Raw genomic sequence first — 7,296 nt, 5'->3', positions numbered from 1 at the left:
TTCCAGGCCCTACTGCTGCGCGCGCTGGTGGCCCGCTTCTGGCGCACGCCCTACCGCCAGCCGCTGGTGCGCTGGGGCAGCGGCCTGCACGACCGCTTCATGCTGCCGCATTACGTCACTGCCGACATGCGCGCCGTGCTGGCCGAGCTGCGCGAGGCCGGTTATCCGTTTCAGGACGACTGGTTGGACCCGTTCGTCGAGTTCCGCTTCCCGCGCTACGGATCGGTGCAAGTGGGCGACCTGACGCTCGAAGTGCGCGCCGCGCTCGAACCCTGGCACGTGATGGGCGAGGAAGCCACGGCCGGTGGCACGGCCCGCTATGTCGATTCGTCGGTCGAGCGCCTGCAGGTGCGCCTGAGCGGCGCCACCGACGGACGTTACCTTGTTACCTGCAACGGCCGGCAGGTTCCGCTGCGCCCGACCGGCACCCACGGTGAACAGGTGGCCGGCGTGCGCTACCGGGCCTGGAGCCCGCCCTCGGCCCTGCATCCGACCATTGGCTCTCACGCGCCGCTGGTGTTCGATATCATCGACACATGGAATAGCCGCGCGGTGGGTGCTTGCACCTACCATGTGGCCCACCCGGGCGGTCGGAACTACCAGGCCTTCCCGGTCAACGCCTATGAGGCCGAGGGCCGCCGCATCATGCGTTTTTGGAATCACGGACATACCCCAGGCGGCGGCGCGCTGCCGCCTTTCGAAGCGATCAACGCGGAGTACCCGCACACGCTGGATCTGCGCTGGCAGCCGAGCTGACGAGGTCCGCTGCATCCGTGACCCCTGGCATGCACAGCCAACACAGCGACGCCACCGGTGCGTACTCCAGCTGGGACGGCCTGTCCCTGGACGACGACCGGCATCCGCACTGGCAACGCCTGACTCGAGCCCTGCGCGAGCTCGGACCGGCGGCGCTCACCGGCCGTGCCCAGGAAGCGCGCCGCCTGCTGCACGAAACAGGCGTTACCTATAACGTCTATGGCGCCGCCAACGGCGTGCGCCAACCCTGGCCGCTGGATGTGGTTCCGCTGTTAGTCGGCAGCGAAGATTGGGCCGTCATCGAGGCCGGCCTGGTGCAGCGCGCGGAACTGCTGAACCTGATCCTGACCGACCTGTACGGCCCACGCGACATACTGCGCCGTGGCCTGCTGCCACCGGCGCTGGTGTTCGGTCATGGCGGTTTTCTGCGCGCGTGCCAGGACATTCGCCTGCCCGCCGCACATCAGCTGCCGCTGTACGCCGCCGATCTGGTGCGCGATGGCGCGGGGCAAACCTGGGTGATGGCAGACCGCACCCAGGCACCGTCGGGCATCGGCTATGCATTGGAAAACCGCCGCGTCACCGCGCGGGTGCTGCCGAGTCTCTACCGCGACGCCCAAGTTCACCGCCAGGAACCGTTCCTGCGCGCTCTGCGTGGCAACCTGGTTGCTTCCGCGCCGGCGGCGGCCCGCGACGACCCGGCCCTGGCGCTACTCACGCCGGGCGTACGCAATGAAACCTATTACGAACAAGCTCTGCTGGCCGAGCAACTTGGCCTGGAGCTGGTAGAAGGCTCGGACCTGGTCATGCGCGGTGGCCGGCTGTACCTGCGGGCTTTGGGCGGCCTGACGCCCATAGACGTGCTGTGGCGCCGGGTCGACGACGCCTGGTGCGATCCGCTGGAACTTCGGGCCGACTCATTCCTGGGCGTACCCGGTCTGGTGGAGGCGGCACGCCGCCGCCAGGTCAGCGTGGTCAACCCACTGGGCAGCGGGGTGCTTGAAAATCCCGCGCTCGGCGCCTACCTGCCGTCGCTGGCGCGGCATTTTCTGGGCGAGGACCTGCGCCTCCCAAGCGTGGAAAGTTACTGGTGCGGTGACCCGCAGCAGCTGGATCACGTCCTCGCTCATCTGCCGCAGCTGGTCATCAAACGCCTGCAGCGACGACCTGGCGAACGGTCCGTGTTCGGTGCCAATCTGAAGCCCAGGGAGCTGGCGGTCTGGCGCGAGCGCCTGCTGGCCCGGCCTGCCCAGTTCGCGGCGCAAGCAGCCGTGGCACCGATCCCGACGCCGTCGTTCGGCGGCAGGTCACTGGGCATGCGACCGGTCCTGTTGCGCGCCTTTTTGACCGCCGGCAACGACGGCTACCGGGTGCTGCCGGGCGGCTTCGCCCGCGTCGCTCCGCAGGCTGACACGCTGTTCATCAGCAACCAGGCCGGCGCCATGGGCAAGGATGTCTGGGTATTGGCCAGCGAGCCGGAAACCGAGGCGGTATACGTGCCAGCCACGCCGCCGACCGGTGCCGCGCATGGCGGTCTGCCGCGACGTGCGGCGGAGAACCTGTTCTGGGTAGGTCGCTATCTGGAGCGTGCCGGCGCCAGCCTTCGGCTGCTGCGGCTGACGCTGGGACAGCTCGCCGATAACGATGCGACGCCAGAACCGGGCGCTGGGAACAGGCTGCACCTGCTGATGCAAACCCTGACCCGCATGACCGCCAACCACCCGGATTTGGTCCACCAGGAAGCAGACGGCACAGCCCTCCCCAGCCTGCTGACGACCCTGCTTGCCGATCGTAACCACGCCGGCAGCGTGGCCTTCGACCTGCAGGCACTGGCGCAGGCCGCCGAGGCCGTGCGCGAGCGTCTGCCAGAGGATGCGCTGCATCTGCTGGCAGATTTGCCAACGCCGCTTGCAAGCCTGCGCGCGGACCTGGCGACCCCCGAATACACCACCCAGGTCACGCAGCAGTTGATGCATGGCCTGCTGGCGGTTTCCGGCGCCCTGAACGCGTCCACGGAACAGGATGCCGGCTGGCACTTCCTGGAGCTTGGTCGGTGCATCGAGCGCGGTCAGAGCCTCAGCGTGGCTCTGCGCGGTCTGCTTTGCATCACGGCGCCCGAGCTGCCCGCGCCACCGCTCGTCGAAGCAGCGCTTGGTTTCTGTGACTGTCTGCCGGCCTACCGCCGTTACCGCCAGAACCAGCCGCAACTGAGGGTGGCGCTGGAGTTGCTGCTGCTCGATCCACGTCAGCCGCGCGGCATGATGTGTCAGGTGCAGGGAATCGAACAACACCTGGCTGCGTTGCCTCGCCCCGTCGATAACGCGCAGCTGGACGCCAGCGGAAGGCTCGCGCTGGAAGTGGCCAGCCGGCTGCGCCTGCTGGATCTGGCTGAGCTGGACATTGCGACCGGGCTCGACCGACCGGCCCTGGACCAGTTCCTGGGTCGCGGCGAATACCTGCTGCGGGAGCTGTCCGACGCCATTGCGATCGCGCATTTCCAGCCACCGTTGGTGCCGCATTCGCTGTTGCAGGTTCCGGCCGAGCCATCGTGAACTACCGCATCGTCCATACCACGCGCTACCAGTATGTCGAGCCGGTGGCCAGCAGCCACAACGAGGCACACCTGTTGCCGCGCAGCTTCGCCGGCCAGGCCCTGGTCGCGGCCAGTCTTGACATCGACCCACCGTGCAGCGACTACCGTGACCGGCAGGATTTCTTCGGCAACACCGCGAGCTATTTCGCCATTCTCGACTCGCATCAGGCGGTCACCATCACCGCCACCAGCGAAGTACGACTCCTGGTACAGCGCTGGCAGCTGGCCCTTGCCGATGATGTTGACTGGCAGGAGGCCGCCCAGCGGCTCGCCCAGGCCGGCGACTGGGACACACTGGACGCGGCCCAGTTCTGCCTGGACTCCCCCCTGGTGCGTGCGGCGGCGCCGCTACGCGACTATGCCGCGCCCAGCTTCGCCGCCCGCCGGCCGCTGACCCAGTCGGTCGCAGAACTGGTGGCCCGCATCCACCAGGACTTCACCTACGACCCGACGGCGACCGACATCACCACGCCGGTGCTCGAAGTGCTGGAACAACGCCGCGGCGTGTGCCAGGATTTCGCGCACCTGGCCATCGGTTGTCTGCGCAGCCTGGGGCTGGCAGCGCGCTACGTAAGCGGCTATCTTGAAACCCAGCCACCCCCCGGCCAGCCCAAACTGGAAGGTGCTGATGCTTCTCATGCCTGGTTACAGGTCTACCTGCCTGGTACCGGCTGGCAGGACTGGGATCCCACCAACAACCTGCAACCGGCTGGCCGCCATGTCACGACCGCCTGGGGGCGCGATTACAGCGACGTGGCGCCGCTCAAAGGCGTCATCTATGGCGGCGGTGACAGCCATTCCATCGACGTCAAGGTCGACGTGACGGCCCTGCCCGAACCCGTGGAGTTCTAGTGTCCCGCACACGCACCGCCGGCGAGTTCCTGCGCAGCTGTCGCTATGGCGTGCTCGGCACCCAGTCACGGAGCGTTCCCGGCTATCCGTTCGGATCCGTTACGCCCTATGTGCTGGGTACCGCCGGCCAACCGGTCATCTACATCAGCACACTGGCCGAGCACACGCGCAACATCAGCGCCGATCCACACGTGTCGCTGACAGTGTTTGACCCGGCGGATGCAGCCGACCCGCAAGCGGGGACTCGCCTGACCTGGCTGGCCAAGGCCCGGGCCCTGACGACACCCGAGGCCGGCCCCGACGCCGAGCGGTATTACCGCTTCTTCCCGGCTGCCCGCGCCTATGCCAACACGCACGATTTCAGTTTCTACACGCTGAGTATGGTGCGTCTGCGCTTCATCGGCGGCTTCGGCAAAATCGGCTGGATCGAAGCCAATGAAATAGACCTTGCCAACCCGCTGGCCGACGATGAGGCCGGCGTCGTGGAACACATGAACAATGACCACCATGACGCGGTCGTAACCTACTGCCGACATTATTTCGGACACGAGCCGCGCGACGCGACACTGGTGGGCGCCGACCCCGACGGCATCGACCTGCTTGCCGACGGCGTGGCACTGCGACTGCCGTTTGCCGCCCAGGCTGCCAGCGTTCAGGCGCTGCGCCAACAGCTGATCGACCTCTTGCGCGTGGCGCGTGGGGTCGAATCCTCACCTGTATCCAACGCATAACTTCCCGACATGCCTTCGATGACCGCGCACCGGCAGGATCCGGACAACAGGAGCTGAGTTCATGACCCGCATCGCCCGCATTGGAACCGCCCAGGGTCCGCGCCACGCGGTGGAGCAGCCGGACGGCAGTCTGCGCCTGATCGAAGGTGACCTGTTCGGCGGTTGGCGCGTCACAGAGGAACGGGCACCCGCGGGCAGTGCCCTGCTGTCCCCGATAGTGCCACCGACCATCTATTGCATCGGCCTTAACTACCGCAAGCACGCCGAGGAAACCGGTGCCGCCATCCCCCAATACCCGGTGTTGTTCATCAAGGCCAGCGCTGCGCTGCACCATCCCGACCAGCCCATCCTGATCCCGACCCATGCGCCCAGTCACAAGGTGGATTACGAGTGCGAACTGGCGGTGGTGATCGGCCGCCGCGCCAAGAACGTGCGCGCCGCCGATGCCCTCGATTACGTGCTCGGCTACACCTGCGCCAATGACGTGAGTGCCCGCGACTGGCAAATGGAATGGGGTGGAGGTCAGTTCTGCCGCGGTAAATCCTTCGACACCTTCTGCCCATTGGGGCCGGTGCTGGTTACCGCTGACGCCATCCCCAACCCCAATGCGCTCGACATCCGTACCGTGCTGAACGGCAAAACCGTACAGGCGGCCAACACCAGCGACATGATTTTCGACGTCCCGACACTGATTGAATTCCTCAGCGCCGACTGCACGCTCGAACCCGGCTGCGTGATCCTCACCGGCACGCCCAGCGGCGTCGGCGCCGCACGCAAACCGCCGCTATGGATGCGCCCGGGCGATGAGGTACGGATAGAGATCGACGGCATCGGCAGCCTGCACAACACGGTGGCGGCTTCTTGAACATCCATTACCAAAAGCACGTGATTTTTTCGTTGCGGCCTTGTGCAGGATCGGGCGGCGGGGTTACCATGACCCTGACTGACCGATCGGTCTACCCCTGACCCGGTCAGTCTGCCCTAAAAATGACAACGAACCCCCCTCCCAAAACCTGTGCCGCCGCCGCCCTACGAGTCCTCCGGGCGGCGGCGGAGATTTTTTCCAGTCTCGGCTACGACGCTGCTTCCATCAGCGTCATCGCTGACCGGGCCGGCGTCAGCAAGGCCAACATCTTTCATCATTTCAAGAACAAGGCCGCCCTGTACCAGGAAGTTCTGAAGACCGCGTGTCAATCCTTTACCGAAGCGGTCGATGCAGTTACCCAGTGGGATGGCGACACGCCGGAGCGCCTTTCTGAATACGCCCGCCAGCGCCTGTGTGCCTATATCGAAGATCCGATGTCGAGCCGGCTGGTGCTTCGCGCACTGACCAGCGACCAGGGTGATGGTGACATCGAGCCGGTCCGTGCCGACTTCTCCAACAATTTTCATCGCCTGGTGGAGATCATTCGCGCTGGCCAGACAGGTGGGCAGCTGCGAGCCGACGTCAACCCGGCATTGCTGGCGCTGCTGATCAACGCGAGCAATGTGTTCTATGCACAGACGCGTCCGTTTCTGCGGCATTTCGCCGACATAGACTTTGCAGATGATCCAAAGCGCTACAACGTCATGATGATGGACATCCTGCTGCGTGGCGCACTGCCAGGCTGAGCAAAACCGCGGACCGACGGCGTATCATCCGGCGTAGGCCAAAATGGCCGCCCCCCCCATCGAGGAGAACCGCCATGAAACTTTACGGAGCCGCTTACTCGCGCGCCGGTCGCTGCGTCTGGATGCTGGAAGAAATTGGTCAGCCCTACGAGCACGTTGGCACCAGCCCACGTGGAGAAAGCCGCACTCCCGAAATGTTGAAGTTGAACCCCAACGGCCATGTGCCGGTGCTGGACGACAACGGCTACATCATTTGGGAATCGCTCGCAATCAACCAGTATCTGGCTGAAAAGACCGGCGCGCTGTGGCCCGCTGGCGTCCAGGCCCATGGACAGGTTGCCCAGTGGAGCCTGTGGGCCATGACCGAGGCCGAGTCACACCTGGTGACCATGCTGATGAACATGATGTTTCTGCCGGAAGCACAACGCAATCCGGCCGCTGTCGAGCAGGCCAGGACCAGTCTTGGCACGCCAATGCAGGTGCTGGATAACCACCTGGCCAACCGTGCCTATCTACTGGGCGCGGACTTCAACGTCGCAGATCTGAATGTCTGCTCGGTACTGGGCCTGGCCGCCCTGCTCCAGTACGACCTGTCGCCGTACGCCAACGTCAGCGCCTGGGTTGGGCGCTGCATGAGCCGCCCGGCGGCGCAGCGTTACCAGCAGAAAGCGCAGGAAGCAATGAGCAAGATGGGCTGACAAGACACGAAAAAGCCGGCGCCAGGATTAATTCTGGCGCCGGCTTTTTTTGTAT

7 protein-coding genes are annotated in these 7,296 nt (G+C 65.4%); all 7 read left to right on the top strand.

Going from position 1 to position 7,296, the window contains the following annotated elements; genetic code table 11:
• The coding region (locus tag ABZF37_RS12755) for a transglutaminase family protein (protein WP_372720506.1) at positions 1 to 756 on the top strand (756 nt) is incomplete at its 5' end.
• Between the two features lie 29 nt (positions 757 to 785).
• Complete coding sequence (locus tag ABZF37_RS12750) at positions 786 to 3,308, top strand: circularly permuted type 2 ATP-grasp protein (RefSeq protein WP_372720504.1); 2,523 nt, start codon at positions 786 to 788, stop codon at positions 3,306 to 3,308.
• Entirely contained in the window at positions 3,305 to 4,201 is an 897-nt protein-coding gene (locus ABZF37_RS12745) for a transglutaminase N-terminal domain-containing protein (RefSeq protein WP_372720502.1), read from the top strand. Before ABZF37_RS12750 ends, ABZF37_RS12745 begins: the two co-directional genes overlap by 4 nt.
• Positions 4,201 to 4,932, top strand: a complete 732-nt coding sequence (locus ABZF37_RS12740) for a HugZ family protein (RefSeq protein WP_372720500.1) — start codon at positions 4,201 to 4,203, stop codon at positions 4,930 to 4,932. The genes ABZF37_RS12745 and ABZF37_RS12740 overlap by 1 nt, the downstream gene beginning before the upstream one ends.
• Positions 4,933 to 4,993: 61 nt before the next feature.
• Positions 4,994 to 5,797 carry a fumarylacetoacetate hydrolase family protein gene (locus tag ABZF37_RS12735; RefSeq protein WP_372720498.1) on the top strand — a complete coding sequence of 268 codons (804 nt, stop codon included), beginning with the start codon at positions 4,994 to 4,996 and terminating at the stop codon, positions 5,795 to 5,797.
• Between the two features lie 122 nt (positions 5,798 to 5,919).
• The gene (locus ABZF37_RS12730; RefSeq protein ID WP_372720496.1) at positions 5,920 to 6,543 is read left to right on the top strand and encodes a TetR/AcrR family transcriptional regulator; all 624 of its coding nucleotides are present in this window, start codon (positions 5,920 to 5,922) and stop codon (positions 6,541 to 6,543) included.
• Positions 6,544 to 6,617: 74 nt separating this feature from the next.
• On the top strand, positions 6,618 to 7,241 hold the full coding sequence (locus ABZF37_RS12725; RefSeq protein WP_372720494.1) for a glutathione S-transferase family protein: 624 nt from the start codon (positions 6,618 to 6,620) through the stop codon (positions 7,239 to 7,241).
• Positions 7,242 to 7,296 lie beyond the last annotated feature (55 nt).

Source organism: Immundisolibacter sp. (assembly GCF_041601295.1).
GTDB lineage: Bacteria > Pseudomonadota > Gammaproteobacteria > Immundisolibacterales > Immundisolibacteraceae > Immundisolibacter.
The sequence above is the reverse complement of the archived record's forward strand: the minus strand, read 5'-3'. Positions and strand labels throughout refer to the sequence as shown.